The following is a 26698-nucleotide window of genomic DNA, read 5'->3' as shown; positions in this document are numbered from 1 at the left end:
TATTTAAACATAATTAAATAGGGGATTGTTTATTTACAAAACCAACATAAAAAATCAAAGTTGCTAGTGGAGGAAGCTCGATATCCATCCCCCAAGAGAAGTGCTGATCCATACAAAGAACTGGCTGACGGTTGCCTTTCCCTGAACCCCCGAAGCTAATATCATCGCTATTAAAAAGGAGTTGGCAGGCATTAATGCCCTGACAATGTAGAACGTAAGAAGGAAAATATCCCGAACTAAAATGGTGGATACACAGTAAAGCGCTACTACGATCTTCTCCTGAAAATCTGTAGTAAGCTATGACATTATTTTCAGTATCTTTAAAGTCTACCCAAAGGAAAGACTCTTGCTTACCGTCTCCTTTCCAAAAATAAGGAAGGTCACAATATAAAGCGTTCATCCGTGCTACGCACCTGTGTAAAGAAGCGTGATAGGAGTTATCTAACAGATGCCAATCTAAAGAGCTATCCGGAGCCCATTCTTTTCCTTGAGCAAATTCCCCACCCATAAAAAGAAGTTTCTTCCCCGGCTGGCATATTTGATAGCTTAAAAGCAAACGCATGTGAGCAAACTTTGTCCATGCATCGCCAGGCATTTTTTGTAAAAGGCTACCTTTACCATGGACAACCTCATCATGAGAAAGAGGAAGTAGGTACCTTTCGTTAAAGGCATACCAAAGGGTAAAGGTCAGATCATTATGGTGATATGAACGAAACATAGGATCGACCTTAATATAACGAAAGGTATCGTGCATCCAACCTAAGTTCCATTTATAATCGAACCCTAACCCTCCTTGGGCTACCGCCTTGGTCACTTTCGGGAAATCTGTAGATTCCTCAGCAAATGTCAATACCCCGGGGAATTCCCTATGCACTACAGAATTAAAGTGTTTTATGAACTCGATAGCATGAAGATTCTCTCTACCTCCATGGATATTTGGAGACCACTCTCCTTCTTGACGGCCATAATCTAAATACAACATTGAGGTTACAGCATCGACACGTAAACCATCTATGTGCATTTTATCTAACCAAAATAGAGCGCTGCCTAAAAGGAAATTCACAACTTCATTGCAGCGATAATCAAAAGTATACGTATGCCAATGGGGATGCAATGGCTCCTTATGTTCTATAGATTCATACAGAGCTTCTCCATCGAAATGAGCTAAAGCAAAGCCATCCGTTGGGAAGTGCCCAGGCACCCAATCTAAAATCACCCCTATATTTTCACTATGGAGGTGGTCCACAAAAAACTGAAAATCTTCTGGTGATCCATACCGACATGTAGGTGCGTAGTATCCTGTTACTTGATATCCCCAAGATTCATTTAAAGGATGTTCTGTAACTGGTAATAGCTCAACATGCGTATAATGCATTTCTTTGCAATAGGAAGCGAGTTTCTTTGCTAACTCCCGATATCCTAAGGGTCTACCATCATGCCACTGCCATGAACCTACATGCACCTCATAAATTGCTAGGGGCTGGTCTTCTCTGTTTTTACGCTTTTCCATCCACTGGGCGTCATGCCATGTATAGCGATCACTATGCACAACGCGAGATGTTGCATGAGGAGGAGCATCAAAACTTTTCCCATAAGGGTCAGTTTTGATAAGCACCTCTCCAGAAGAGCTAACAATTTCCCATTTATAAAGAGTTCCTTCTTCAAGACCCGGGATAAATAACTCCCAAACTCCTAAATCAGAGACTTTGCGCAAAGGATTAACAAGACCATTCCAAAAATTAAAATCACCAACAACAGATACGCGTTGTGCATGCGGAGCCCAAACAACAAAAAGCACCCCCGAAATTCCCTGAACATCATAGGGAATCGCTCCCATACGTTCGTAAATCTTATAATGCGTGCCTTGATGAAATAAAAAAGAATCTACTTCTCCCCACAAAGGAGAAAACGCATAAGGATCGTGAGCTAATAGGCCATTTTGATGATAGATACGATAATCCTGAGGGAGAGTCCCCTTGGGAGCAGTTAAAGAAAATATCCCCGAATGATGGTGTTTTGCGTGCGCTATATTTCCCTGTAGTTCTACAACTACAGAATGGGCCCCAGGACGAAAAAGAATGATTCTATCCTGTGAGGAGTTTTCAGAAACAATCCCTAAAAACTTATGAGGATTACTCTGCCTTCCAGAAATTAATAAGGACACGTCTTCAGAGTTTAAAATCCTCTCGACCATTGAAAAACTATCTTATTTACGGAAACAATCCCATAAATACGTAGTTTGGTTTTTTATCTCCATACTTTCTCCTAAAGAAACTGTAGAAGACCCCACCAACTGTTTCTTTTCCCATTGGCGCAAACGACAACTAGATAACTCTGAAGAAAAACATAAAAGAAGCTCAGCTGTTTCCTCAGCGTGCAAACACACACGCCGTACTGTCTTCTTACTCCATTCTAATGAAATCTTTCCAATTCCCTTAAGGTGCACATTGATAAACCTCCCACAAGGAAATTCTGGAGGTAATGAAGGAAGGATCTCCACAATTTCTTTATCCCGCATAATAAAGAGATCACGCAACATAGCTAAACTGTAACTAAATAAAGAAAACGGTACCTTTTCTAGAACATCCTTGTTTGGAACTTCTTTAAGAATACCCTGGTATTCTGTATCGTAAATCCTAGGTAAGAGGTTCTCGGAAAATCCCGCAAAATATAAAGAAGATAGCGCAGAATAAATTTCTGTTTTTTTTCTTTCTTGAATCTTTTGGTATGCAGTAACGAGGAGTTTTCCACTCCCCTTTTTCAAACATTCTTCATCTTGTAAATCTGTGGGAACAAGAGCACTTAACCGCAACCATAAAGGAAGTATCTCTTTTAAATCCCTACGATAACGTATTTTATGCAAATCTGCATGTTTATGCACGCCTAAAGAAAGTAACGGCTCTGCAGAATCCGCAAAAGGTAACAGACCTTTCAAAGAATCTACTTTTTTCCCAGAGGGAAGAATGTAGTATTTGTATTGTTCACAAACAACAGCAAGACCTCCACGATGCAAATCTTGAAATACGGCAAAGCGCTTTAAAGGTCCTTGAGCGTCTACATAACCCTCATCAAGAAGTTCATGCGAAGCCGAAAATATGCGCCATACTGTAGGAAATACTTGAGCATATAATTCCGATGCAGGAATAGGGATGCACATTCCAGGAATTAACGTATACGGTCTAAAATTCTGTGTTATTTTAATCATACACGTTTTCCTTTCAGAATATCTTCTTCGACACTCTCGATACGCACATCGATTAATGTATTCACAGCAACATCAGGATCTGCAGGGAAACCTACCATATCAAAGTATGGAGAATGGCCATAGGCGAGTCCTCCATCAACTCTTTCAACAAGTACAGAAAGCGTGTCTCCTATACGTCGCATCTTCTCTCTATGAGCCACCTCTCGAGCCATATGAGCAAGATGCTTCTTCCGTTCGTTAATTACAGATACAGGCAGTTGAGAAGAAAAGGTATAGGCTTTTGTTCGTTCTCTAGGGCTAAAAGGAAAAATATGTACTTTAATAAAACTCACGTCTTCTACAATGCGCAAAGTCTCTTCAAAATCCTGATCTGTTTCCCCAGGGAAGCCCACTATGACATCTGTTGTGAAAGTATATTTAGGATCCACAGAACGTAAAGCATCGACACAATCTAAAAAATCTCCCCGTGAATACTTCCGATTCATCCTTTTTAAAATCGCATTAGAACCTGATTGCAAAACAAGATGCGAAGAATGACACGTATGCTTTCCTGATAATAATACGTCACGAAGGTCGTCCTGAACGTCCTCGGGATCTATAGAAGAAATCCGTATTCTTTCTATACCTGGGATCTCGTCTACCTGACTGATAAGATAAGCTAAGGATTTTCCCTGATCTTGATAATCGCCAACATTAATCCCAGCAATCACAACTTCACGATACCCCTGAGAAACAAGATCAGAAATCTCATCAAGAATTTCCTGAATGGGACGTGAACGCGACCTACCGCGTAAATAAGGGATAATACAATAAGAACAAAACGAGTTGCACCCATCCTGTACTTTGATAAAAGCTCGAGATTTCCCTGCAAAACTACGAATGCGAAATTCTGGAAGATCTTGAATCGAGGGAAAGATCTTTTCCATTAACAGATGCTTTTCTTTGTTAGAAACAAGAAGACATTGCCTGTCTAAAGAATTAAAAAATTCTTTATCAGCCTCTCCCAAACAACCAGTAACAACTAAAAAAGCATCGGGATTCTGTCGACAAACTTGACGTACAGCGTGACGTCCGGAGCTTTCCGCGGATCCGGTAACTGCACATGTATTCACAATACAAAGATCACACGGAACTTCAGGATCTGTGATTTCTCGGTATCCTAAGAAGTTTAACTGATCGCGATAACTCTGAATTTCATATTGATTTACACGACACCCTAAACAAACAAGTTTAAATGTTCCCTTTACTTCTATAACTGTCATAGGTTCTAATGAAATCTGAAAAAAACACGAAGACAGTATTCTAAAGTATCCCTACTTTTCCTCACTAATAAAGATTCTCTTTTTTCTTATTAGCTTGTAAAGGAATGCCCCAAACTAAAAACTAATCTTCTATTTGCTTTTGAGAAGAACGTTTACGCTCAATAAACTGCCGGTATTTTTTTTCCAGTTCTTTGGGTAAATAAGCTTCTACAATTAAAATATCATCTTTACGACGATGCGATAAGACCAAACCTGCATCATACAGCTCTGTAAATTTGCCATAATCCTTATAAGAAAATTTTAATGTAACTTCAGGAAAGCCTTCAGTAATGACATCAGTCATCGCCTCAAGAAGATTTTGAATTCCCTCTCCGGTTTTTGCAGAAATTAATACAGCGCGTGGTGAGAGCAAACGAAGCTTAGTAGATGCCTTACCGTTGGGAAGCTCATCGATCTTATTTAACACTGTGATGATTTTAGGATGGTCTACTCCTAATTCTTTTAAGATCTCTTGCGTGGTTTCTATATGCTCAAAAGCTAAGGGATGCGAAGCATCTACAACATGAAGTAAAATATCTTCATGTAACGCAGCTTCTAAAGTACTTTTAAATGCTGCAACAAGAGTGTGGGGCAATTTCCGGATAAACCCTACTGTATCTGTAACAAGAACACGTTGCCCACTAGGAAGAACACACCTACGTGTTTTAGGATCTAAAGTAGCAAAAAGTTTGTCCTCAACGTAAGTTTCCGCAGAAGTTAAAAGATTCAACAAAGTACTTTTCCCAGAATTGGTATAACCAATCAAAGCAAATGCAGGAATCCCCCGTTTTTCTTTAGCCTTGCGCTGCTCTTTTCTTTGCTTTTCTACTGATTTAAGATCCAAAGTTAATTTGTGAATTCTTTCACGAACCATCCTTCTATCCAGTTCGATTTGCTTCTCCCCTTCTCCCTTAACAAATCCTCCGCCACTGCCACCCCCTGATTTTTGACGCGATAAGTGACCCCACATCCTTTTTAAACGAGGGAGAAGGTAACGTGCTCGTGCTAATTCTACCTGAAGTCCTGCTTCTGCAGTAAAAGCTCGGTTAGCAAAAATCTCTAAGATTAACTCCGTACGATCTAAAACAACTAGTCCTAAACGCTTTTCTAGATTCCTCTGCTGCGAAGCGGTGATTTCTTCATCAACAATCAATGCGCCAATCGTAGGAAATACTTTTAAAATCTCTTCGATTTCTAAAAGCTTGCCTTCATTTAAATATGTCGAAGAAGATGGAGATCGCAAAATCCATGAACGTGTTTCTAAAACCGTAATATCGCAAGATTCTGCAAGAGAAACTAGCTCTTCACTATGTTCTTCCACACGCTGTTGATCTTCTTTACCTGAGTAAAAAGAAACTGCCAAAGCTTGGGAAGGATCTTGCTCTTCACGGGGAAGAGAAAAATGCCATCCTAAAGCACTCTCCCGACTCTTTTTCTCTTCTTTTATCTTTTTTTTCATTGTCTACCTAACGAACGACCAAGAAACTTCCATACCATCATAAGCCCACAACTTATTGGGATAATCTACCAGCTCTTTTTGCAGGTGATGGCTAATATGCGTAAAAATTAACTTTTTTGCGCCTACAAGAGAAGCGAAGTCCTCTGCTTGACTCATAGTCAAATGTGCATAACCTAGTCCAGAAAACGCTTTAAGAGGCCGCGCAGAAGAAACCGAGAGAATAAGAGTATCCACGCCAGAAAGATAACTAAAAATCTTATGATCATACCTACTCATATCAGTAAGGTACGCAAGATTCCCAAAACGGTACCCTATAACTTCACAGGACTTCTGATAATAGGTGACATAGGTAAAAGGGAGATCCAAAAATGTACTCTCACCATAATCTTCGTTTAAAATAGTAAAATTTAAAGCAGCAGAAAGCGAGGCGTCTCCGCCTGGAGGCGAAACAAGATGCTCACGCGCCTTGCAAAGATATTTATAGGTAAAAGCCGAAAGAACGACAGGGAGAGACTGCTGATGGAGTACATACCAAACACGCAAATCATCAATACCACCCATATGATCATAATGAGGATGGGTGAGAAATACACCATCAAGTTTCTCAATATTATTTTCCAACATTTGCTGACGAAAATCGGGACCGACATCAATAAGAAAATGCCTCCCAGCCCATTCAATCAGCACGGAAGAACGCAAACGCCGTATCTGTTTTCCTGTGCACATCTCACAGGGACAAAAAGCAACGGGAATCCCTTCAGGATTTCCTGAACCTAAAAAGGTTAATTTACCTGATGAAGCATCTCCGCCTACACCTTTTTCCACAGACAATCCCAAAACATGCTTAAAAATGAAATTGTAACTATCTTGAAAATTAAGAAAAAGAAGAAGCAGATTCTGCAGGAATAAGTTCAGGAATAGATAAGGGAAGAACAGATGGATGAAACTGCGGAGCCGCTAATATAGGATCTAATAAGTGACATGAAGGGGGAAATTCTGTAAGCACAACATATTTTTCTGTACCTCCTTGTACATGCACAAGCTCACAATGTTGCACATAATCTTGTGAAAGATTTAACCATTCCCGTACACGGGACTTTGAAAAGTAACTGAAAATGGCTCCTATCAAACATAGGATTAAACCAACTCCTAATAAAATTGCTGGGAAAAACCAATGATGCATACCAGGTATTACCGGGGAAGCAACAATTACACCAAGAATAACTCCTGAAAAAAATAGTATACCCGCTCCGATAAAATTCAACAAAGCACATATATCTAGGTTACGGACCCGAAAATATACGCTTTTCATCTTTTCATGTGTACGAACAGCCTCTTCATCCTTAGGATACAAACCCCATAATGTTGTTATTGGCCCGGAACAACACATTCCACTGATCAGATGACTCTGACATCGCAAAATAGGAGCAATACCAATAGCCTTCCCATCACTACCGACAACAAGAACAGAAACTTCTTTGGGTTGCACTACCCCTTTGCAACAAGAACAATAAAAATGCGTGTTTACATAGTTCGGGTTATCCTTGAAACCGGGGAAACAGGGAGATGATCCAAACATATCCGGCACCTTAAAATAATTAGAAAGAAAATAACAAAAGGAATAGAAAAGATCAAATTATAAAAGTCCATAAAAACAAACTGATTCTTAAGATAAAAGAAAATAATCTCATCTGTTTAAAAAACACCTATCGAAAAAATAGATAAAAAGAGTCTTCTTAATAAGAAGATGCTAAAAATCTTGTTTATCTAATCCCCATTTTTTTTCTAATTTTGCGATAGTTCCATCTGCCTGCAGCTCATCCAAAACGTTTTGAACTTCTTTCACGTGTTCAGGACGATCTTTCGCTATACCTAAGCCGCACCCTAAAACCCACTTATCTTCAGGTAAGTCGACGGTTGTCGTATATAAATCAGGGAACTCTTTCAGTACCACACGAGCAACAGAAGGCTCAAGAACAGCTATTGGGGACTTCTTACAACCCACCTCCATTAAAACCTCTAACGTGCTATCAAAAGAACGCACACAGACTCCTGGTAGAGATAACAGGTAATCCTCATGGAAAGTCCCCGTTTGTACAGCCACAGAAGAATATTTAGACAAAGGAAGAACGTCATCTTTATTTACAGGCTGTCTAGATACAACAGTTAGCTCACGGATCCCCTCTCCATGATATGGAATCATAGCAATTTCTTTTTGACGCGATTGCGTAATCGACATTCCTGACAAAATAGCATCTATGCGATGTTTCTTTAAATTTAAAATCAATGCGTCAAAAGAGAACTCCACAACCTTCAATTCTTTACCAAGTTTTTGGCTAATAGCTTCAGCAAGATCTATATCAAAACCAATGGTGTTTCCATTTTCATCAATAAATTCAAAGGGGGGATAGGTAGCATTTGTCCCTACTATCCAAATTTTATCTCTCTTAACAGAAGAACTGCAACCTACTAAGAATAAACAACATCCGAAAAACAAGATTCGAAGGCAAGAAATCAACTGTTTCATAAAAGCTATGCTATAATAACTAAAAGTATGGTATACTTTACATACACAATAATAAATCATCAAACTCGAAATAATGCTTTTAAATTAATTGACATCGAAAGCGAGTAAGTATGTGACTATATAAAAAAAATTCAATTATGTGCTCATCTTCTTTTACCCCTCCTTTCTGCCCTACTCCAGGAAGAAATAATCTTTACCATTTACAAGTCAATCCACAGGATCCCCCGTGTATTAGAGCCTTGAGGTTAGTTGCCTATGTGCTGTTGCATATCATTACCTTGGGCCTCCTGCTGCTCTTCCACTACTGTACTCGTCATACAACACAAACGACCACAACACCTATAATTCCTGTTGTACCACAGACTCCCAGTTCCCAACTCCCCTTACCACTTTTGCCCAGAACGCCTTCAGTGGACTCACCTGCACATCCTGCTGCTTCACGAAGAAGAGCTCCATTACAACCGTCACAACGTCCTACTACCCAAGCTCCTGTAGAGCTCCCTGCGGCTACACCTCACCCAACAGTTATAACACAGCCTCGTAAACAACCGATAGTCCCTCCCCCTGCTGCACCTACCCAACCCCCTCAGCCCAAAATAGAAACTCTACGGCCAGCTCGACCAGAAGTCCCCAGCCTACCTCAAGATCAACAACCTAGTACCAAAAGTGCATTAGATCTTCCTCCAACAGCCCCCCAACCACCAGTTACAACAGAACCTCGTAAACAGCCGACCATCCCTCCCCCTGCTGCACCTACCCAATTCCCTCTACCCAAAACAGCAATTCTACGACCATCCCGAGTGCAACAAAGACCTATACTTCCAGGATTGCCTAGTCTATCTGAAATTATAGAGCGCATACACAGCTTAGGGGTTTTACCACAAGGTGTGGATCGGAACTCTTTAGAAGCTATGGTTCATTTTAATGAACAAGGGTTAACTCCTAATAATGCACGTTTAACCATCACATCTACGCAAATCCTTAATCCTCTATTCGTTGCTACCTACCCTAAAAGCATTCGCTCGACGTTTCATTTAATCATGCAAAATCTCGAAACCATCATCCGCACAGGTAATGCTCAAGATGAAAACACTCGCGTCTCTCATTTGCTGTTATCACAGTTAACATACCTGAATGATAACTATTACGATGTTGATGTTCCCGGAGACGGAAACTGCTTTTACCGTTCTTTCCACATAGGTTGGATGTGTTCATTAATGCGTTCAGGAGATCCTCAAGCATTTGAGAAGGAAGCTCAGCGTATTATGAGATTACCTTTTGCCCAATCATCGGTGAGAAATCGTTTACTTACTGAACAAATGGTTACAGTTCTTAGACACTGTCAAACCCACAACAATTTGAAAAGTCTGTACGATGACGTTCTTCTTTCCCCAATACACACGCATAAAGCAATTTCTTATTTACGTAACCTCGCTCTTCACACTTTAGATGAAGCACGTTTAACAAATATGGGAGGAGAACAGAACGTTCGAGCTTTAATCTTAGGCCAGATGATCGATGCTCCGGAGATGTTAGCAGAAGCTCTGAGAAAGATCATTCAAACAGAACCGTCTAGTCCGATTTTACAACATATCTTCCGAGGCAATGTATTGCCTATAACTGGAGCTGCAAATCAATTAGAGCTGGTTTTAGAGTTCTTATCGCAAATGCTCCTCAGCAATCAAAAAATCCAACAGCTACCTCAGGAACAACAGCAAGAAGAAAGGCTATTTCAAACAACGCTAGATGAGTTACTCAGTACAGTGAATGTTACCCTGACTGCTGGAGATCTAACCGAGGAAAATACTATCCCAATCATCACCTCGCTCCCTCTAGAAATTCAAGGACATTATCAAAAATTCACCCAATCCCTACTGAGAACAAGGCCGGGCCAACAAATACCTACCCCCATAACTCTCCTTTCTTTCCTACTCTCTCATCCTTCATGCGCAACAAATAACGCGGTATGTCATGATTTCCTAACACACGCAAAAACGACACTAGCAGGGATTATAGGAAATAACTTAGACTTAACAGATGCTCTAGATTGGCACAGAGAGGTAGCAGACACTCTTAATACAAAACTGCAAGCCTCTTGGGCTCAAAAACAAGCTGGAAGCTTGATTGAAGTTGCTCTTTCACTTTGTGATGGGTTGAAATCTTCTAATATGATTTTACAACTAGGTCATACCTACAGGCTCATTGCTAAATTGATGCAAGCTACACCACAAAGTACTCCCGAAGCAGAATTACGCAACACTTTAGACACAATTTTATCTCATATCCAAAATAATCCTAATCAAGTAGCTTCCTATACAGAAATGATTAATTCTGAAATATTTAAGGGATTGCAATTGGAAGCTTCTACAAATGCTAAGGATAAAATTTATGCGGAAGGAATAAAAATGTTCTTCTTCCTTTTACAATATCCCTCCTTACTTACAAATCGAGTAACAGCGAATGCAGCGAAGAAAATCATGTTGTTGTACCAACCGCATTTACAACAAGCTTTAAGGAATAAACTCAACACTTACCGTGTATTGTCTTTGGGGGGAAGTATTTTTGGGGCCTTCTGCTGGCAACCACCTGCATGTGGAGATAATGTAACCACACAAACTATTGAATCCTTATTGTCCTTCCTATCTAGAGATCCTGCTGCTTTGTCTCTTTGCCCTAATATGAGAACCAAGTTCTTCCAAATCATGGATTCAGGAAATGCCGAGCAAACGGCCGCGTTACTTCAGGATACACGAACAGCATACCCTATTTTATGGGAAGAATTTATTTATCAACTGGATAAAGTAGGCCATAGAGCAACCCCGCAAAGAACGAGTAGGCCATTTAGTCAGTCTGTTCCCAACGACGTTTTACTTTACAGCTTCTTGCGAAAGCACTCACAGCTATTAGATGACAATACTGAGTTGGCAACTAGACTAAAGACTTATTCAACAGAACAAACTATCCGGATGAAAAGGGATATAACAGAAAATTTAGATACGTGGACTACATTATTCTGGACAAATGTTGACAGACTTACTACTTATAACAACCTACAACGAACGTTCCTCTTCTCTTTAGTACTTAGGAATAACCCACATCCTGAGGCGTACCAATCCTTCATTCATGATTTAAACACTATGGATATCCGAGAGCTTATGCACACCTTTAACTCTGTAAACACTCAGGCAGAAGATGAGCATATTAGCGCGATTTCTTCAGCCTTAGGCTCATTAGCTCTTTGCCAATACCTAGGAGATGCGAGTTTAACACAAACTGTAAGACAACTCAATGCTTTGGCGACTACTCAAGGATTCTTCCAAACGGACTATGTTCCGGAGCAACAGGCTACAATTTTTGTATTACGTGCAAACAACCATTACAACTGTTTGTTACCCAAGGATGCTCATGACACCTCAAGAGTAACAAACCAAGGAGCTGCGCAAAACCAACCATAACTTAAAGGATGCTTTCTTATTCTTACGACTACTTATCCTCTCCCACACGCGTTAAAACAATCTGCTAAGGATTCGAATTTTCTTCTCTCCCTATCTTCTGATATCGTCGTAGGGAAAGGTGATCCTCTTCTCATAGCAGGCCCCTGCACTCTAGAAAGCTACGAGCATACTGTGACTATCGGCCTTGCTGCCAAAGCAGCAGGAGCTACAGTACTGCGAGGATCTATAAGAAAACCTAGAACAAGCCCATTCACCTTTCAAGGCTGGGGGAAAGAAAAGGTGATTTGGCATAAAGAAGCTCAGCGTATTCACGGCCTACTTACGGAAACAGAAGTCTTAGATGTTCGTGATGTAGAAATTACAGCAGAAAACGTCGATATTCTTCGCATCGGAGCAAGGAATATGCAAAACTTTGTCCTGCTTCAAGAAGTCAGCCAAAGTCATCGCCCCGTTATTCTTAAACGTCACCCTTCCGCAACTATAGAAGAGTGGTTATCCTCTGCAGAATATCTTCTGAATTCTCCCACATGTCCCGGTGTAATTCTTTGCGAACGCGGTATACGCACTTTTGAAATGTCCACACGGTATACCCTAGACCTGAACACCGTGGCTTTACTTAAAGAAGTGAGTCCTCTTCCAGTGATTGTAGATCCTTCTCATGCTGCGGGGAAACGTTCTTTAGTGTCTCCTCTAGCAAAAGCTGCTATGGCCGCTGGTGCTGATGGCTTAATGATAGAAATACATGAGTCCCCAGAAAAAGCTCTCTGTGATGGGAAACAACACATCACACCCGAAGAACTTAGTGATCTATTCTCATCCATAAGAGAGAAACACTCTATCTGCCAAGAAATTGGTAGATAGAAATTTTCCAATGCAAAATCACAACCACGCAAAAACGTATAGTTGATCGTAAAGGCCATTTTACAATTAAAAATAATTAATCAATGGAAATATAAAAATCTTTAATAAAAATTTGTTGGATTTCTTAAAAAAATTATATTGCAAAGTTTTGCATGTTTAACTATTTGATTATCAAATAACAATGAAGGAATAAGAGTATTTTCTTCATGGAGGTATATGGTAAAACAAACATGCAAACTCTACCTTTTACAATGTCTATTTTATGCTTTATACTGGCTAATTTATTATTGTAGAAAAATACTCCAAGGCATCCCTAACCATCCCGACGAACCTTTATTCCAAGCCTTCTTATCTTCTTTTATAGAACTCCTTTCTAGTTTAAAACACCTTCCGAATCCTGACTTAAGACAACCTTAGCTATGAAACTCACCTTCTTGTGAAAAAACAAGAAGGTGAGCACAAACAACATGTGTACAGAAAAAGATTATCGAAATTGAAAACAGAGAATCAGACTTTCTCTTCAGAAAGCTTCCCGATGTACACGTATAAAATTTCGATAAAAATAAAAGCTGTAAGAGAGCTTAACCAAGCAATCAAATCCCTAGAGAAAGGAATTGTGATGAAATACCCACTGACATACACGCTCCCCCCTATTAGCACCGCTGCCCAAGCTGCAGGAGTGCTAGCTTGATAGCGAGTGAGAAGAGCCGCGCCTAGAGGAACAGAAAGACAACACACTGAGAGACCATAGCTTAGCATCAGCAAATCGACAATATTGCTAAAGCCTAAAGCAGCAACAGGAGCTAGTACCGCAATAATGCCAATAAGGTAACGGTAGTTTAACGAAGATATTTGAGGCACTTCTTCACTAATAAGCTGAGCAACAGCACTAATCAAAGAATCTGCTGTAGAAAGTATGGCCACACCAATGGCAGCTGCCATAATAGCTGCTAATGATGGTCCGCTTACATAAGCTACGGTATCAATAAGCACACAGCCTTGAGAAACCCCTAATTTTGCTCCTAGAGAACCTAAAAATAAGGGGATAAGATTAAACAAAAGAATTACGATCCCAGCAAATATTGCTGCCCATTGTAGTCTTCGCGGTGATGAAGCAGCAACACAACGTTGTGCCATATCTTGCTCGACAACCATAAAGACCATAGGCATGAAAATCCATCCGAGAAGGTTGCTCGTTGGTATGGGCTCAAAAACAGAGTTAGATAAGATTGGAGTAAACTCAGATGAGCCATACCAAACAGAAACAGCACAAGTAATCACAGCAATAAGAAGAAATAACGCCTGAACGATATCTGTTCTGACAACACCATGAAATCCTCCTGTAGAAGTATAAAATACTAGCGTGATCCAAAAAATAGCGGTGAGATATTTGCCATGAGTGAAAACGCCGAATAGCTTATCCAAAGCAACTATCTGCGCTACAAGAATAAAAAACAAAGATAGAGCTGAAAGAAGAAAGGCCATTTTACGTAGCTTTTTTGATTTATACACACTCTCAAAAAGCGTAACTACGGTAACAATCGATCCCAAAGCCAATTTCCTTCCGGGCCCTAGACCAAGAAATATCAAACCTAAAGCCACACCCAAAGGATACAAGATCACTCCATAACCGTAACGTGCAGCTTCTTCAGCTGCACCGAGTAGTACCCCACCGCCAATTTGTGTAGCGATAAACGTCATCGTTAAAGAAAACGTTTTTAAGCTCCTTCCTGCTAGGAAATACCCCTGACGATCCTGAACTGTAGAGCCGCCTCTACGACCTACAAATAAACACAAGGCCTGAACGCCAAGCAAACAACATAAAAATAATCCAAAATTCATTGCGAAACTCTTAACTGTAAAAATAAACAGGCCGAAGAACAACTGTCGGGAAAGACAGTGTTAACTAATATCCTCAGCAAAAAATTTACTTAAAAAACAGTTAGATTCGATGGAGATAGCGACCGGAATAACGAAAACTTAAAGAAAATAAGGAGGCGCGAAGCATTTTCAAAGAAAAAGGTAGTGTTAGCATATTTCAAAATCCCGCGCTTTAGACTTTCATACTAGATTAAAATAAGTGTTCTTAAAAATCTATAAAAACTACCAAGTTTCTTTTTTATATTAAAAAATTTATTGAAAAAACTCCTTTTTATTTTAAAAAGAAACTAACAAACAAAATAAATTAACTATGACAAATAAAAATACTGAAAAGAAGTCTACTATCTATTTAAAAAAATTTATTTATCACCTGGTCCGAATTGTCGATGAATTTTTAGAAGAATTAGAGAAACATTGTAAATCTTTATTTTCTAAAGAGGAGTGTGAGCAAGCCCTATCTGCATTAATTGAAGAATTAGAAAAGTACAGAAAGAATTTAGATAACCTTGCTATTGACCCCTCGCATCCATTAAACAATTTAGTCAAACTAAAAGAAACGGATCTACTTAAATAGAGCAAATAAAGCCCCTGCTGCTGCACAACGTAGCGAAGGGGTTTCATGGTAACAACATTCCAGAAGGAAATCCACACCCTCGGTATTTTCCGAAAAAGCGATACCTTCTAAAATAGCAAGTTTATCCTGCCAACGACTTTCAGGATAGAGCTGCATAGCTTGATGCAAAGATTCGCTATTTTTTTTCTGACACAATCTAGCTAAAGTTGACTCTAACTTAGAAGCAAAACTGTTATCTGCAGTCCATATCTGCGCCGTTTGCTCATCTCCTTCTTCCCAGAATAATCCTGAAAAAAAACTCCAGCCATGTTGTTGCCGATTAGAAAGAAAATCTCCCGTAACTTTTTTTACTTTACTATATTTTGATACAGCAAGCAAACGGATCAGCTTTCTCCCTATCTCTCTTTTTACCATATCAAAATAGAGAGGCAGGGAAGCACTTTTAGGATTCCATTGTGAACTCCAAAGAAACTGTTCTATAGCCCAGCACATCTCAGGATCACTGATAAAATCAGCTATAACATCACCAGCTCTTTCCACATGCGTACGACTTACAAGCAGCAAAATAGCGAGATTTGCCGCGGCTTTCCTAGAGACCACGATATTCAAATACCTATCAGCAAGATCTTTTCCACCTATTCCTAAAGAACATACGGCAGCAGACGCTGACTCACAAATCGAGGCGAGGGGAGAAAGTAAACCTTGTACTAGCAAATCTTCCCCTAAAGGATCTCCTTGAAGATAGAGAAGGGCTGCTGCTTGTAGACGTATTTTGGGGAATGGAGACGTTTGAGCAATGTAGTGCACTTGATCAGCAACTTTTTTTGATTCACAGCTCACCTCTCGTCCACAAGACAATGCTGCGCGTAATGCTGCTTCTTGAACTTCAGGGTACTGAATAGATAATAAATCCAAGAGAATACTCTCATCTTTTTCTTCCCCCAAATGATGCAGGAGTTCACAGGCAAATAAAGCCTGATCCATATCTTCTTGTACTCTAGATCTAGAAAGCAAATGTGGGGTAAGCATTAGAGAAGCTTTCCATGCCTCCCTACGTTCCTCCCCATCGACAAGTTTGTTATTCGCACGTTCTTGAAGATAAGGAAGGAGTTCTTCTATATCTAAAATCGCAGCAATTTGATATGCCATCATCCGCACTTGCATAGAATCATCGTGACGAGCAATTTTACAGACAGCATCTTTTAAACTCTTAGATCCATACTGCAAGACTACCTGTAGACCCAAGGTACGCACAATCACGCTATCATCGGATAGACTCGCTAAAACAAGAGGGACTAAACGAAAGTCTCTGGCTAAGCCTATCGAGAGTATACTCACTGCTCGTACAGTCATTGAAGGGTGGCGCATACCATCGGAAAGAACTTGTTGAGCAAAATCTTCTAAAGTATCACGATCTTTAGCAAGTTGCGGGTAGCATTTACGTGCTTTAGTAAACTCCTGATTCCAAGATTCGTAATCCTTCCCCTGTGCTAATGCTTTTAGGGCAAGTCGGGTTTCGGAGAGCGAACATTCGGAAGAGGACAAAATAGCCTTAGCTTCCTTAATAGCTCGAGGGAAATCACCAATAAGCAAATGCTGACGCAAAGATTGCGATCCATGAGCCACATTAGCTAAGAAGTAAAAAAAAATTAGGCAATAGCCCCCAATGAGCTTCCACCTAAAAGATGAATATGTAAATGGAATACGCTCTGTCCCCCGTCAACACCATTATTGATTACGACACGATATCCATCAGCAATACCAAAAGCTTCCGCTAATTGCTGAATAATTTTTCCTGCTTCAGCAAGTAAAGAAAAATCCTCTTCTTGCATATCTTGTAATTTTTCTATGTGTTTTTTAGGAATAATCAACAAATGAACAGCAGCCTGAGGGAAGCGATCTTTTATGGCTATAAAATTTTCATTTTCAAAAACTTTTTCACAATCTATCGAGCCTTCGATAATTTTTTCAAAAATGGTCATACTAATCCTCGATTTTCTAATACCAACTGCAAGGCTCGCCGACAATGTTCTTTGCTATCCCAAACAGACAAAAACAATCCCTTATGGCAAAAAATTGCTCCAGGAATACCACTGATTTCTTCGAGCTCTTTGCCAAGAAGTCCTGCCCAACTTTCTGGGAAGGGCACACGCACTTCCATACGCCTATCTAAAGTCGGAGGGATCCCCCTAAGAATCCATTGATCACAAGCAGGGAAACACACAAACGCTGCAGGGTGCTGCTCACCACCTAAAAAAAAGAAATTTTCTTGCCATGCCAACGGACGATCAAAAAATAAACAAAATTCATCTTTTTCCATGGCAGATCTGACAACATCTCTACACATGCGATCGTAGCGAAACTTATTTCTCAAACGCTTCAATAAGTCGATAGTAAATTTTAAAGAGAAAAAGAAATCCGTATCCGAAGCATTCCTTCCTTCTTCAGGATTATAGATTTTAATTATATCAGAAAAAGAACAAAAGCCTTCTTTTGAAAAAAACCTTCCATTATCTTGTTCATCGATGCCATGAATTAATGTATGATTTAGAAAATGATATTCTTCTAGATCAATAAGTCGTTGTTCCCTAAGATAATCCAATACCATTCCCGCGCTACTCCAGGGTCCTTCATAAGATACCTGGTGGTGGTCAAATCTTTTTTGATCTGGGGAATATACCCCACCGACATCACATACATATTCGCACTCTGCGAGCTTTTCAGGATTTCGCGTACGGATGATCTTCTCTTCATCAACAAGATCGAACAAAATAAGTAAAGCACACGCTGTAACCTCATCAGCATGAAAAGAACCGTCGTGTGTACCAACGCTTCTTGGAATTCGCATATTTCCCATCCTTCTTAAAAACCCTCCATTGTATCCAGAGAAAAATAATTCTCAATCGCAAAGACATTTCTTTGCATTTTCTTAAAAATCTTTTTCATCTAAAACAAGACTCGCAAGCTATAAAAGCCTATTTTTTTGGAGGATATATGTATAACTTATTCCACAGGAACCACGACGCAATTTCTCCTGATGGGTACCTTACCTCTCCCCTGAATATGCTATCGCCAAATACATACGAGGGGGAAATAGAAATACTAAATATCCCCGAGTACTTCTTGGGTTTTCATTTACCTAAGCATTGCTTACATCTCAATCTAAAAAGCTCACTAGCACAATTAGGGGTTGATGCAAAAATTAAAGAAATAGAATTAAGTAAAGAACGTTCCCGAGCACGTTTACTACTACAAATTAGCAGTCATGACCCTGTGGCTTCTGTGATGCTCACACTATTGGAACCTGGTGATTACATTGCAAAATTATTCGCTGCAGATGACCGTCGACTCGTACGCTCCCCACAATACCTAGAAAGAATGCTCAAACATACCGATAAAGCAGGAATGCCTTTGTTATGTTTTGGTAAGAAATTAGAACATCTAATTTCTTTAGATGTTATTGACGACCGCCTAGTCGTGACCCTTCCTACTCTTCCTGGAGTAATTCACTATGATCATAAGATTTATGGCCTCCTTCCTTTAATAGGAAAAGCATTAGGCCAGCCTAACATGAGAGTACGAAATTTCCTATCCCTGTATCAACATAAAATAGAACGTGAAAAACTGCCCCTTAGTGATCATATTTTACTTATAAAAACAGAGCCTTTACATATCCGTACGGTATTTGCTCGTGTTGTCGACTCTCTCCTCCCCAAAGGAATACAACATACCGCAGCGAATATTTTAGAGCCTACCACACAAGAATCCGGGGATATTTACGAATTTTATGGATCTTCCACAGTTCCCGTTGAGACTATTCCTTTAGAATTCTTCACTATAGAACCCTATAAAGAACACTCTTTCTTCTGTTATCGAGATTTCCTACAATCATCTTTAGAGTCCGAACAATGTCTTTTCAATATTTTTGAAACAACACCAGGCACCCAAGAAAAAGCTGCCACATTTATTTCCAAAGGTAGTGAAATTCTCGAGTTATCACAAAACTCTTGGTTGATAGGATCTGCCAAATCCCTATACGACAAAAAAAATCCTTATCCCGAAAACCTTCAAGAATATATCGAAGAACAACCCTGCTTCCCCTTCCTACAAGCTATGGAAACAGGACACATTACCAGCCAGGGAGTACTTTTCTCTCGTTATTTCCCTTCTTCGTGTCTCAAAGGTATGTTGCTTTCCTATCACGTCAACTACTATCTGAAACAAATCTATTTCCAAATACCCTCATACAATTACGGCGAGTATTTTTCTGAGCATGACCGCGCTTTACTTATGGATTTATACTTTGCAGGAATCCCTACGTTCTGGGTAGACAAAGTCTCCAAACACGTTTTGCAATACGTAAAACGTCGCGGAAAAGATTCAGGAATGTTCGTGCCTATAACACGTACCCAAGAGTTTCGCTCTGCTTACTTTATTGGAATCCATGGCTCTTGCATGATTTCAGAGGGGTATAAAGAAGAGCTAAAGGAATTATTACAAGGAATTCAAAATCTTATTCAAACACTCCCTATTCCTGGATTTCCTCCCCATACGCCCTTAGCCATCATAACTGGAGGAGGACCTGGAGCCATGGCCGTTGGCAACGAGGTTGCCACAGAACTCAACCTTCTTTCTTGTGGAAACATTATAGATTTTGAGCAGTCTCCAATGAAACACCAAGATACTAATCCCTACATACAAGCGAAAATGACCTACAGACTCTCCTCTTTAATTCAACGTCAAGAGCACTTTCATGTGGATCTCGCTTTATTTGTCACTGGAGGCATGGGAACAGATTTTGAATTTTGTCTCGAGCTTGTCAGTATAAAAACAGGGAAAAAACCTCCTGTTCCTATATTTTTAATTGGTCCTGCTGCTTATTGGAGGGAGAAAGTGACCCCCATCTACCAAACCAATTGCAAAACTGGAACCAACCGAGGTTCTGAATGGGTAAGCAATTGCGTATTTTGTATTTCTTCCCCTCAAGCTGGTATAGAAATTTTCCAAAGATATATCAACAACACACTACCTATAGGCCCCGAACATCCTCCTTATCCCGGTGGATTTTTAGAAGTGTGATTAGAATCCATAGGTTAAGCGAAAGCCGTAATAATTACACGGCTCTCGCACAAACTGACCCTCTTTAGAAAATCCTTGATGGTATTCGACAAATGCACGAATTTTTCTGCCAACATCACGAAATTTTGACCATTCCATACCTAAGATATAGGTCTGATCTATTCCAAAATGCTGTTCTTCCCAGAAGCGAAAATGCATAGCGAAAATCGGCTGAGCGTGTAAATTGCCCTCACGCAATCCAAAAGGACGTAATTCTGCTCCTGCTTCTATGTATAAAGGACGTTCAGGGAAAGTCAAATCTCTACTGATAATGTAACCTGCTCCGCCGTACAGACGTATCTGCGGGTTATAACGCAAGGAAACAAAAAAATCGATTCCCTCGTCACTGAGGTTAAATCTTGGGAAATCCGGATGGGTTAAAAGAAATTCATCTCCCAAATGCGAAGAAAGATGCCAAAGGCGTAAACGAAAACTCCATTTATCAACAGCAAACCCTAACAAACCCGCAACGAAAAAGTCAGAGTTGACCATGCAAGAATCCGGATGATCTAAATCAAAAACTGAAAAAACTCCCCCTTGAAGGCCAATATCTAAATCCCCATGAAAACGAGAAACATCGAAAAGACGTAGCAAAATAAAGTCCCCACCAAAAATAGCGGAACCTACTCGGTTACCGATAACCTTCTCATTAAAACGAATGCCCGCACTATTTGTTACCTGGCGAGGATCTGCAATTAACGGTGCAAAGAGTATGGTATTTTGTGGTAACCATATACCTTCTTTACCACAGACAATTTCCGTGCCTAAAGCCTTCTGCTTGGGTAATATAGGACGATTTTCTCCATAAATACTCCAACATTCTTGATAGGGGCTAGTGCAAATTTCTACAGAAGCAATAAACGGTAAATCTTTAATAAAATCTATAATCGCATTAGAAAGTACCGTATCGACAGGAAGGGCGAATACATAAGCAACGTTATCCTCAACAACAACCTGAGTACAGCTATCTAAAAAATGCATGTCTACGAGGGCTTGTACATACCCCGTAAGATAACAACCATTTTCAGATTCTTGAATATTTTCAGGTAGTTGATCCGAGCGATGAACAGCTTTTCTAAAGCTCTCACAATCAGGACAACGCCCAGCTTCCTGAGCTCCTGCAGTTACACAAGATGAAAAATAGCAAATAAATACTAAACTGCATAAACAGCAGCCATATCGTAACAGTCTTCCCATGGTATCCACAATCTATAAAAAGAGATGATTTATTTAGCAACACCTCCCACATAGATTGAGAAAAATCCCTATTGTATACGAATCTTCTTCCAAAATACCCTAAGAAGAATATGTAACTAATAACCAAAGACTCGAAAAGAATAAGAAGCAAGAAGAGGAACAGAGAACAACTCCCGCTTCTTAGCATCTAAAACTTCCACTATAAAGAAGATAAATACAGAAATAGATTTTCTTAATAGCCAGAAATAATTAGAACAAAAATTAATTAAATTAAAAAACAGAAGGACAAAAATAGGGGAATAATTATAAAGAGAAGTACGAGTTTGGAATACTTACATCGTAGGAACAGCCCGCCTGCGAACCCTCTATCACTCCTAAGCTTGTGATTCTAAATGTAAATTTAGTCGTCACGTAAAAAGAAAACTTTCCCTTTCCCATCCAGTTACCCCAGTTAACTGGGTGGGACCTTTTTATATAAAAAAACTGCACCTTAAAATATTAAAATGCAGTTCTTCTCTTCGAAATAAAAAATCAGTTCAAACCGAAAATCTATTGTTCAAGAGGCTTACCTTCCTGGTCTGCCCAACGAATTCTACCTCTCTTCTTACTAGTTTTAGGAGCCCCAGGTTGTTTAAGGATTCCCCTTGTCTTTTGATTTTCTTGACGCTGAGATTTTCTCACGCCCTCGTTTTGAGAACTAACATTAGCCCTGGGAAGTTTTACCCTATCTTTACCAGCTATGGCACCTAAATCCGGGCGAAAGGCTGTTGGTTTCTTCTTACCAGATTTCACATCAATTCTAGCTTTTTTCTCAGAATTCGATACACCTTCATCAAGACTTCTCTTATCTCCACCAGACACCCTCCCGACTTTAGCTGCAGCTTCTTGGGCTAAAGCTTTCATCTTTTCCTGTTCTGGAGTTATCTTATCTTGCTTACCCCCATCACCAGCCTTACTTTGCACCTTGCTTTGAATCTTACTTTTTAATTGCTGCGCCGTTTGCGTTAATATTTTTCCAGCTTTACCGGCAGCCTGACTAATAGCAGCGCTAGCTCTAGCTCCGCCTGCTTTAATTCTTGCACTAATTTCTTCCACCTTAGTGGCGGCTTTCCGAGCCTTTGCACTGCCCTGATGACCTACCTTAGATTCGAGATAGCTTTTATATCCACGCACACCTTTACCGGCGCGAACAGCTCCTCTTCTTGTGAACTTTCCCCCCACGCCACGTAGAGAATCGCCATTGCTACTACCGCTTTCTGCAGGACCTTGTGATGGTCTGGGAACTGAGCTCCCGTAAGGGTTAATTGGATTCATAATTAAACCTAAAATAATTAATTATTATTAAATTAATTATAAAACTTAATTTAAAATTAAACCCAAAACAAAAGCCGTTTATAAGAATGTATTTATCTTAGTGTTAAGAAATCTTTATTGCTTTACTAGACGAATGACTTCGTTTCCTCCCTAAAAGACTTTAAGGGAAAACCTGATTTTGTTTAGAAACAACAGAAAGGTATATAAAAAAAGCGGGGCCTTTCTTAAGATGTCTGGCATACGCTACAGACAATGAAAAAAACCGCAATGCGAAGAAACACGAACTTTTCAAATTTAGAAACCAACTATCTGTTTTCTGGTATTCGTCAAAAAATTCAAGCTTTCCGTGAAAAACACCCTGAGATCTCTATTATAGATCTATCTATCGGGAATACCTCGTACCCACTACACAAGTCAGTTACTCACACCTTTTCGCAATCTGTCGATAAGTTAGGGAATCCCAAAACTTACCGTGGATACGGTCCAGAATTGGGTCTTCCTTCTTTGAGAGAAAAACTTTCAGAAGTATTTTATCACGGTAAAGTGTCCCCTGAAGAGATTTTTATCTCAGATGGAGCCAAAATGGATATTTTCCGTGTACTTTCTTTATTTGGTCCGGGGAAAACCGTAGCCGTTCAGGATCCCTCTTACCCTGTCTATATTGATACGGCTCTCATTACAGGAGCTCGTAAAATCATCAAGCTTCCTTGTACAAAAGAATCCCATTTCTTTCCTGTACTTCCTGAAAGAGAAGTTATTGATATTTTCTGTTTATGTTCTCCTAATAACCCTACAGGGACTGTATTGAATAGAGAACAACTTAAAGAACTTGTCGACTATGCGAACGCCCATGGGAGCGTTATTTTGTTCGATGCCGCCTATAGCGCTTTTATCTCAGATCCTTCCTTACCAAGGAGTATTTTTGAAATCCCTGAAGCGCGCTCGTGTGCTATAGAAGTGAACTCCTTTTCCAAGTCCTTAGGTTTTTCAGGAGTGCGTTTGGGGTGGAATGTCGTTCCTAACGATCTTAAATATAGCAACGGTCTCCCTGTAATTCGCGATTGGGAACGTTTTCTATTTACGACATTTAATGGGACATGTTTACCAGTGCAAGAAGCTGCTATCTCAGGAATTTCTCTATTTCCTAATTTAGAAGCGATCTCACAATATCGCTACAACAGTTCTCTTTTACGTACAGCTCTACAAAAAGCTGAATTTTCGGTATACGGTGGTGAGCATGCTCCCTACCTATGGGTCGAAGTCCCTAATACTATCCCCGATGAAGATGCTTTTGACTTTTTCTTGCACCAGTACCATATTGCCATCACTCCTGGCAAAGGATTTGGCTCGTGCGGAGAAGGATATGTGCGCTTTTCTTCTTTAGGAAAAACAGAAGATATTGTTGCAGCTTGCCAACGTTTAACCCTAACATCTGTGTATGATACAATGGTGTTGTCACTATGATTCTTCGTAAAATTGCTCAATATATTTTCTTCTTTTCCATTATTTGCTCCTTTATTTCTGTAGTTATCTCCTCACCTAATCCTGAGCAAGACTCCCCCAAAGTTGCAGTGTTCTTATCTTTCTCCCACTCAATACTCGAAGATTGTAGTCAAAGTTGTATAGATGTTTTAAAGACATTCGAAAACTCCCCAGAAGTGTTTGTCGTTAATGCTGAAGATAGTGTGGTTAAAGCAAGGAAATTAGCTCGTACATTGCACAGCGATAAAAATATCGTGGCTATTGTTACATTAGGCTCAATAGCAACAAAAATCATGAGCCAAATCGAAACAAAAAAGCCAATTATCTATGCTGCTGTTCCCGAAGGAGAGACTCTAGTTTTCCCGAAAAAACAAACGAATATCTACGGTGTTAATGATTCCCTTGATATCAACCAATGTTGTTTTGCTATACAAGCTGTAAGAACAAACGCCGAGTCTTTGGTTTATATAAAACCTACTGAGCCTTTTCCATCAGCTCTACAACAAGAAATCGAAAAAAAACTCCATGCCTCAGGAATTTCCGTTACAGAAATTACCGTGACACCAGCAAATTTCAAAACACGTATTCAACAAGCAATAGACAAACGTCCCTCTGCAATTTTTATTCCTTTCTCTTCGCTAGCTCACAAGCTCGGAACAGCATTTATTGAAGAAATCCTTAAAGAAAAAATCCCTATAATTACCGATGACTTCTCTTTAGTTGCTGAAGGAGCCTGCGTCGCTTGTGGAGTAGATTTTAAAAAATCCGGCAAACAAGCTGCTCAAATGGTTTACCACCTACTTAACCAACATCAAGATATCGAAGGATTAAAAAAAATTATCGCCGAGCCACTACCACAAACAACAACATTTAATGAAGATGTCATCCGCCGTTTAGGTTTAAAAATCAACAGAACAGAACGCAAACAATTCCGTTCTATAATCTTTAAAGATAATAAAGATAAGAAAGCCGCTGTGAAAAGCGACAAACCAGAAACCGATAAAAACTACAGCCCTGCTTAAAATCCCTTTTCTCTCCAATGAGAGACAATCGATTCTGTAGCCTTCGGTAATAAGATTCTTTTTTTCTTGGAAGCATCTCCCGAAATTAACGTGATATCACGTTTAGGCAAAGACAATGTTTTGGCTAACAAAGCAATAACTGCTTCGTTAGCCTTTCCTTTTTCTGGGACCTCAGTAACACGTATTTTCAATACCTCACCTTCAAATCCCACAATTTTATTTTCTTTAGATTTTGGGGTGACCTTCACCTCTAAAATCCAATATTCTTCATTCAAAAGGTTACTCCTGAGATATTACAAGATAACCACGAGTTTCGCTTGCCCATGCAGCTAAAGAATGCAGACAAATTCTAGGAGCCCAGTCATGCTTTAAAACTGCTTGGGAAAATCCAGGGCCTGCAACATCATACTTTTCTTTTTCAAAATGCTTTGCAATACGAGAACGATCTAAATGAATAAAAGGTTGGCTACTCACAAATAAAATACGTTCCGAGCCATCTCCATGATAAGCGCGAAGTACTTTTAATGTATCATGACGTGTTCCATACTTCTGACCTTCTGCAGGCTCAGCAACTAAAAACTCTACTTCAATACCTCCTGAAGGATCTCTCCAAGAAGAAGGAACAACCATCTGTGTCCAAACAAATCGAGCAATTTCATCTTCTGAAGAAGGGAGCTTATGTTCGGCAGGATTCCAGCTTTCTTCTACAGGAAATGGGTTGTGACGATTATCATAAAATTGATCCGAATCTTCTACTTTTGCATAACGCTCTCTTCTCCCGGATAGGAAAATGATCTTTTTGAAACGCACTCCTCGATGCCATTCTCGAACAAGAAAATCTAAACGCTGACGAATAGTTGCGAGCGTACTGCCAAACACAACAGCACTACCATAGGTAGCTGCATAAGCAGGAACAACCTGTGTCATTCGCAATAAAGAAAGATCATTATAGAAAGCATGATCATCCTTTATTGGTAAAGAATCAAAATCAGCAGCCATACGCTGCTCCCGAGTCAAAAATAAATGCTTGGTTTCCTCTACTAATTCCTCAGGAGTTTCGACCTCAGGTAAATCACAAAGCTCTAAAAGATGACTTACAATGGGAAGATACTTTTTAGGAGAACAGCAGGAAGTATTTTTATCTGCAAAGGGACAACAACCCGTAATGAGCAGAAACACTACCCCGAAACACACTAACAGTGAGCGTTTTCTTTTGATATTCATAAATAAAGATGTCCTAAACAATCCATAGTAATAAGGGTGAACATACTAGAGAATTTCAAAAAAAACAACTCTCAAACA

At 39.7% G+C, this 26698-nt stretch carries 22 protein-coding genes; 7 read left to right on the top strand and 15 right to left on the bottom strand.

From position 1 onward, the window contains the following. Positions 1–13: 13 nt before the first annotated feature. From glgB to E1N70_RS03350, 7 genes are all read right to left on the bottom strand, one after another. A complete protein-coding gene (glgB, locus tag E1N70_RS03380) occupies positions 14–2194 on the bottom strand; it encodes a 1,4-alpha-glucan branching protein GlgB (RefSeq protein WP_131744131.1) in 2181 nt (726 codons plus the stop codon). Positions 2195–2206: 12 nt separating this feature from the next. Further along, positions 2207–3205, bottom strand: a complete 999-nt coding sequence (locus E1N70_RS03375; RefSeq protein WP_131744130.1) for a hypothetical protein — start codon at positions 3203–3205, stop codon at positions 2207–2209. Beyond that, on the bottom strand, positions 3202–4467 hold the full coding sequence (gene mtaB / locus E1N70_RS03370) for a tRNA (N(6)-L-threonylcarbamoyladenosine(37)-C(2))-methylthiotransferase MtaB (RefSeq protein WP_131744129.1): 1266 nt from the start codon (positions 4465–4467) through the stop codon (positions 3202–3204). Before mtaB ends, E1N70_RS03375 begins: the two co-directional genes overlap by 4 nt. Positions 4468–4588: 121 nt before the next feature. Next, positions 4589–5965: a GTPase HflX gene (gene hflX / locus E1N70_RS03365; protein WP_131744128.1), complete on the bottom strand. Its 1377-nt coding sequence runs from the start codon at positions 5963–5965 to the stop codon at positions 4589–4591. Between the two features lie 3 nt (positions 5966–5968). Next, entirely contained in the window at positions 5969–6790 is an 822-nt protein-coding gene (locus E1N70_RS03360; protein WP_131744127.1) for an MBL fold metallo-hydrolase, read from the bottom strand. A gap of 49 nt (positions 6791–6839) precedes the next feature. Further along, positions 6840–7544: a hypothetical protein gene (locus tag E1N70_RS03355; RefSeq protein ID WP_131744126.1), complete on the bottom strand. Its 705-nt coding sequence runs from the start codon at positions 7542–7544 to the stop codon at positions 6840–6842. A gap of 171 nt (positions 7545–7715) precedes the next feature. Continuing rightward, complete coding sequence (locus E1N70_RS03350) at positions 7716–8492, bottom strand: transporter substrate-binding domain-containing protein (RefSeq protein ID WP_131744125.1); 777 nt, start codon at positions 8490–8492, stop codon at positions 7716–7718. 137 nt (positions 8493–8629) lie between these two features. On the opposite strand from E1N70_RS03350, the gene E1N70_RS03345 reads away from it, so the two are divergent. From E1N70_RS03345 to E1N70_RS03335, 3 genes are all read left to right on the top strand, one after another. Further along, complete coding sequence (locus E1N70_RS03345; protein WP_131744124.1) at positions 8630–11947, top strand: OTU domain-containing protein; 3318 nt, start codon at positions 8630–8632, stop codon at positions 11945–11947. 18 nt (positions 11948–11965) lie between these two features. Next, positions 11966–12808, top strand: a complete 843-nt coding sequence (gene aroF / locus E1N70_RS03340; RefSeq protein ID WP_131744123.1) for a 3-deoxy-7-phosphoheptulonate synthase — start codon at positions 11966–11968, stop codon at positions 12806–12808. A gap of 216 nt (positions 12809–13024) precedes the next feature. Then, positions 13025–13225, top strand: a complete 201-nt coding sequence (locus E1N70_RS03335; protein WP_131744122.1) for a hypothetical protein — start codon at positions 13025–13027, stop codon at positions 13223–13225. A 90-nt stretch (positions 13226–13315) separates the two neighbouring features. Here E1N70_RS03335 and E1N70_RS03330 read toward each other — a convergent pair whose 3' ends face one another. Continuing rightward, on the bottom strand, positions 13316–14650 hold the full coding sequence (locus E1N70_RS03330) for a sodium:solute symporter family protein (RefSeq protein ID WP_131744121.1): 1335 nt from the start codon (positions 14648–14650) through the stop codon (positions 13316–13318). Between the two features lie 349 nt (positions 14651–14999). Between E1N70_RS03330 and E1N70_RS03325 the strand changes: the two genes are divergently transcribed. Further along, positions 15000–15263 (top strand): hypothetical protein, encoded by a 264-nt coding sequence (locus tag E1N70_RS03325; RefSeq protein WP_131744120.1) that lies wholly within the window; start codon positions 15000–15002, stop codon positions 15261–15263. On the opposite strand, the gene E1N70_RS03320 is transcribed toward E1N70_RS03325, so the two are convergent. Genes E1N70_RS03320 through E1N70_RS03310 form a run of 3 tightly spaced genes read right to left on the bottom strand, consistent with a single transcriptional unit; the run spans position 15252 to position 18111 of the window. Beyond that, positions 15252–16868: a HEAT repeat domain-containing protein gene (locus tag E1N70_RS03320; protein ID WP_131744157.1), complete on the bottom strand. Its 1617-nt coding sequence runs from the start codon at positions 16866–16868 to the stop codon at positions 15252–15254. The two genes, E1N70_RS03325 and E1N70_RS03320, sit on opposite strands and share 12 nt — an antisense overlap. 44 nt (positions 16869–16912) lie before the next feature. Then, positions 16913–17245, bottom strand: a complete 333-nt coding sequence (locus E1N70_RS03315; RefSeq protein ID WP_131744119.1) for a histidine triad nucleotide-binding protein — start codon at positions 17243–17245, stop codon at positions 16913–16915. Next, a complete protein-coding gene (locus tag E1N70_RS03310) occupies positions 17242–18111 on the bottom strand; it encodes an MYG1 family protein (RefSeq protein ID WP_131744118.1) in 870 nt (289 codons plus the stop codon). The genes E1N70_RS03315 and E1N70_RS03310 overlap by 4 nt, the downstream gene beginning before the upstream one ends. 146 nt (positions 18112–18257) lie before the next feature. Here E1N70_RS03310 and E1N70_RS03300 point away from each other — a divergent pair, with 146 nt between their 5' ends. Beyond that, positions 18258–20342 carry an LOG family protein gene (locus E1N70_RS03300; RefSeq protein WP_131744117.1) on the top strand — a complete coding sequence of 695 codons (2085 nt, stop codon included), beginning with the start codon at positions 18258–18260 and terminating at the stop codon, positions 20340–20342. On the opposite strand, the gene E1N70_RS03295 is transcribed toward E1N70_RS03300, so the two are convergent. Both E1N70_RS03295 and E1N70_RS03290 read right to left on the bottom strand, forming a co-directional pair. Continuing rightward, positions 20343–21578: a DUF1207 domain-containing protein gene (locus E1N70_RS03295; protein WP_208638295.1), complete on the bottom strand. Its 1236-nt coding sequence runs from the start codon at positions 21576–21578 to the stop codon at positions 20343–20345. Between the two features lie 549 nt (positions 21579–22127). Then, positions 22128–22892, bottom strand: a complete 765-nt coding sequence (locus tag E1N70_RS03290) for a hypothetical protein (protein WP_131744115.1) — start codon at positions 22890–22892, stop codon at positions 22128–22130. Positions 22893–23159: 267 nt separating this feature from the next. On the opposite strand from E1N70_RS03290, the gene E1N70_RS03285 reads away from it, so the two are divergent. Together E1N70_RS03285 and E1N70_RS03280 are read left to right on the top strand one after the other, a co-directional pair. Further along, complete coding sequence (locus E1N70_RS03285) at positions 23160–24356, top strand: LL-diaminopimelate aminotransferase (protein WP_131744114.1); 1197 nt, start codon at positions 23160–23162, stop codon at positions 24354–24356. After that, a complete protein-coding gene (locus E1N70_RS03280; RefSeq protein ID WP_131744113.1) occupies positions 24353–25396 on the top strand; it encodes an ABC transporter substrate-binding protein in 1044 nt (347 codons plus the stop codon). Before E1N70_RS03285 ends, E1N70_RS03280 begins: the two co-directional genes overlap by 4 nt. Here E1N70_RS03280 and E1N70_RS03275 read toward each other — a convergent pair. Both E1N70_RS03275 and E1N70_RS03270 read right to left on the bottom strand, forming a co-directional pair. Next, on the bottom strand, positions 25393–25671 hold the full coding sequence (locus E1N70_RS03275) for a DUF167 domain-containing protein (RefSeq protein WP_014944839.1): 279 nt from the start codon (positions 25669–25671) through the stop codon (positions 25393–25395). The genes E1N70_RS03280 and E1N70_RS03275 overlap by 4 nt on opposite strands. A 4-nt stretch (positions 25672–25675) precedes the next feature. Next, positions 25676–26620, bottom strand: coding sequence for a hypothetical protein (locus tag E1N70_RS03270; protein ID WP_131744112.1), 945 nt, complete (start codon positions 26618–26620; stop codon positions 25676–25678). Between the last annotated feature and the right edge of the window lie 78 nt (positions 26621–26698).

This window comes from Chlamydia buteonis (assembly GCF_900634605.1).
Lineage (GTDB): Bacteria > Chlamydiota > Chlamydiia > Chlamydiales > Chlamydiaceae > Chlamydia > Chlamydia buteonis.
Note: the sequence above shows the minus strand (reverse complement) of the source record. Positions and strands in the feature narration are given on the sequence as shown.

What these genes read in the sequence shown, in the direction of transcription:
- E1N70_RS03375 (WP_131744130.1), bottom strand. Translation starts at nt 3,205, where the DNA reads ATGATTAAAATAACACAGAATTTTAGACCGTATACGTTAATTCCTGGA.
- glgB (WP_131744131.1), bottom strand. Translation starts at nt 2,194, where the DNA reads ATGGTCGAGAGGATTTTAAACTCTGAAGACGTGTCCTTATTAATTTCT.
- hflX (WP_131744128.1), bottom strand. Translation starts at nt 5,965, where the DNA reads ATGAAAAAAAAGATAAAAGAAGAGAAAAAGAGTCGGGAGAGTGCTTTA.
- E1N70_RS03355 (WP_131744126.1), bottom strand. Translation starts at nt 7,544, where the DNA reads ATGTTTGGATCATCTCCCTGTTTCCCCGGTTTCAAGGATAACCCGAAC.
- E1N70_RS03285 (WP_131744114.1), top strand. Translation starts at nt 23,160, where the DNA reads ATGCGAAGAAACACGAACTTTTCAAATTTAGAAACCAACTATCTGTTT.
- E1N70_RS03310 (WP_131744118.1), bottom strand. Translation starts at nt 18,111, where the DNA reads ATGCGAATTCCAAGAAGCGTTGGTACACACGACGGTTCTTTTCATGCT.
- E1N70_RS03335 (WP_131744122.1), top strand. Translation starts at nt 13,025, where the DNA reads ATGGTAAAACAAACATGCAAACTCTACCTTTTACAATGTCTATTTTAT.
- E1N70_RS03290 (WP_131744115.1), bottom strand. Translation starts at nt 22,892, where the DNA reads ATGAATCCAATTAACCCTTACGGGAGCTCAGTTCCCAGACCATCACAA.
- E1N70_RS03300 (WP_131744117.1), top strand. Translation starts at nt 18,258, where the DNA reads ATGTATAACTTATTCCACAGGAACCACGACGCAATTTCTCCTGATGGG.
- E1N70_RS03315 (WP_131744119.1), bottom strand. Translation starts at nt 17,245, where the DNA reads ATGACCATTTTTGAAAAAATTATCGAAGGCTCGATAGATTGTGAAAAA.
- E1N70_RS03280 (WP_131744113.1), top strand. Translation starts at nt 24,353, where the DNA reads ATGATTCTTCGTAAAATTGCTCAATATATTTTCTTCTTTTCCATTATT.
- E1N70_RS03270 (WP_131744112.1), bottom strand. Translation starts at nt 26,620, where the DNA reads ATGAATATCAAAAGAAAACGCTCACTGTTAGTGTGTTTCGGGGTAGTG.
- E1N70_RS03295 (WP_208638295.1), bottom strand. Translation starts at nt 21,578, where the DNA reads ATGGGAAGACTGTTACGATATGGCTGCTGTTTATGCAGTTTAGTATTT.
- mtaB (WP_131744129.1), bottom strand. Translation starts at nt 4,467, where the DNA reads ATGACAGTTATAGAAGTAAAGGGAACATTTAAACTTGTTTGTTTAGGG.
- E1N70_RS03330 (WP_131744121.1), bottom strand. Translation starts at nt 14,650, where the DNA reads ATGAATTTTGGATTATTTTTATGTTGTTTGCTTGGCGTTCAGGCCTTG.
- E1N70_RS03345 (WP_131744124.1), top strand. Translation starts at nt 8,630, where the DNA reads ATGTGCTCATCTTCTTTTACCCCTCCTTTCTGCCCTACTCCAGGAAGA.
- E1N70_RS03350 (WP_131744125.1), bottom strand. Translation starts at nt 8,492, where the DNA reads ATGAAACAGTTGATTTCTTGCCTTCGAATCTTGTTTTTCGGATGTTGT.
- E1N70_RS03325 (WP_131744120.1), top strand. Translation starts at nt 15,000, where the DNA reads ATGACAAATAAAAATACTGAAAAGAAGTCTACTATCTATTTAAAAAAA.